The 2,337-nt window shown below is 61.5% G+C and carries 1 protein-coding gene; it reads left to right on the top strand.

Annotated elements, in window-relative coordinates:
* Positions 1-2,337 (top strand): hypothetical protein (locus RFM98_RS31075; protein WP_320312280.1); only part of this gene is annotated, 2,337 nt, incomplete at both ends.

Below are 2,337 nucleotides of genomic sequence, written 5' to 3'. Positions count from 1 at the left end.
GTGCCGAGGCGGCTAAAACAGCCAAGGTGGGTGAAAGCTCGATTGCTGGCGATATAGTGGCGCTGCGCAAGTTCAGCAAATGGCTTGACGAGAACCACCAGAGCCAAATCAACGGTCGGATTGAGGATGGGCAGCTGGTCGGTCTGGTGAAGGACTTTGCGGGCAACGATGCCGTACTGCTGGGCGACACCAAAGTGGCGTTGGGAAGGCTCCGGCAGCATTCTGCCGGACAGCCTGTGACGGCTGCTTCGGCTGTTCGACCCGGCACGAAGGACGATGAGGAACTCTTCGCCCAATACCGGGCAAAAGCCGTGGTCAAAGGATCAGCCGTGAGGCGCGATCTAGCGGCCTTACGCAAGTTCAGCAAATGGCTCGCCGAGAACCACCGCACGCAAATCGCCGGCCGGATTGAGGACCCCGGGTTGGACGCGCTGGCGAAGGACTTCGCGGAGCGCGATGACGAGCGTATCAATCCGGCGTTGAAGAGGCTCCGGCAAGCTTCTGCCAGACAGCCTGGGACGGCTGCTTCGAATGTTCGACCTGGCACCAAAGACTATGAGCAACTCTTTGCCCAGGCTGCCGGCCTCGAAGAAGGGACCAGGGGAGGCGATTTGACCGGCGCGCGCCAAACAATGCCGGCCGCGGCGCCGCACCAGGCTTCCCTCGTTCAGCAAACGCGCAGCCGCAAGCAGGTCCGAGAGCACCCGGACGAGGCGCTTTTTGCCGCCTACCGTGCCGAGGCGGCGAACACAGCCAAGGTGAGTGGACCCTCGATTGATCGCGATACAACGGCGCTGCGCAAGTTCAGCAAATGGCTGGCCGAGAACCACCAGAGCCAAATCGACGGTCGGATTGATGACGAGCAGCTCGACAGCCTGGCGAAGAACTTCGCGGGCAACGATGCCGGACTACTGAGCGACACCAACGTGGCGTTGGGAAGGCTCCGGCAGGCTTCTGCCGGACGGCCTGTGACGGCTGCTTCGACTGTTCGACGACCCGGCACGAAGGACGATGATGAACTCTTCGCCCAATACCGGGCAAAAGCCAGGGCCCACCTCAAAGAACCAACCGTGAGGGCCGATCTAGCGGTGCTGCGCAAGTTCAGCAAATGGCTTGACGAAAACCACCGGACGCAGATCACCGGCCGGATTGAGGACCCGGGGTTGGACGCGCTCGCGAAGGACTTCGCGGAGCGCGAGAGGGCGCGTGTCAACCCGGCGCTGAAGAGGCTCCGGCAAGCTTCTGTCGGAGAGCCTCTGACGGCTTCGAATGTTCGACCTGGCACCAAGGACGATGAGGAACTCTTCGCCCAATACCGGGCAATAGCCGTGGCCCGCCTCAAAGAAGGAACCGTGTGGCACGATCTAGCGTCGCTGCGCAAATTCAGTGCATGGCTTGACGAGAATCACCGGACTCAGATCGCCGGCAGGCTAGATGATCGGCAGTTGGACAGTCTGGCGAAGGACTTTTCGGGCAACCATCCCAAACTACTGAGCGAAATCAACGTGGCGTTGGGAAGGCTGCGGCAGCATTCTGCCGGACAGACTGTCACAACAGCTAAAACTCGCCCCGTCAACGAAGAGAACCAGGTGATCGAAGATGCATGTCGGGCAGCTGCAAGCAGGTACGGTCAAGTCACGCTAACGATCTATCGGAGTCATTTGTGTCGTTTCAACGGGTGGCTTAGTCAGAACTTCGGCAAGGGCATTGCCCAGATTGAACCCGCGGTGCTGAGCCGGGCGGTTGACGAGTACAAGAAGAACGCAGCCCCCGTCTTCGGCACAGCCTGGGGCTTTCTGCAGAAATACCGGCAAATGGTCGCAGCCAACAATGCGCTGGGCTTGGCAGCCCATGGGCAAGCGGCCGCGCGCGAGCAGCCAAGCGGCCCGGCGATAGGAACTGCCCAGAGCGCCTCACCCGTCGCCTTCTCGCCCATCCCCATGTCCCCGGGCGACCCGGCCTGGGACGTGTTGCGAGCCTTCCACGAAGAAGAGGCCGCACAGCATGGCGCGCCAATGGCTACCAATGTGCCGCAGTTCCATCAGACGACATCGCTGCCGCCAGAATTGGCCCCCGTGCCGGCCCCATCCTCGCCTGCTCAAAGTGCCGACTCGTCCTCGACCTTCGCCGGCCTTGAACCACTGTCACCCACACCTTATCGGCGTCCGGATTTTGATCTGAATGCGCTCACGCCCGGGCAACTGGCTGACGATGCTGACATTAGCGGCCCGGGCCATTGGACCGCAGTTGATGGCTCGGCAATTGCCCAGCCCGGCTCGTCACGCAGATCATCGCAGATCTATGCCGGTCTTGATGACATCGTCGACTTGCAGGACG

It is taken from the genome of Mesorhizobium australafricanum, from assembly GCF_033977265.1.
GTDB classification, from domain to species: domain Bacteria; phylum Pseudomonadota; class Alphaproteobacteria; order Rhizobiales; family Rhizobiaceae; genus Mesorhizobium; species Mesorhizobium australafricanum.
Note: the sequence above shows the minus strand (reverse complement) of the source record. Positions and strands in the feature narration are given on the sequence as shown.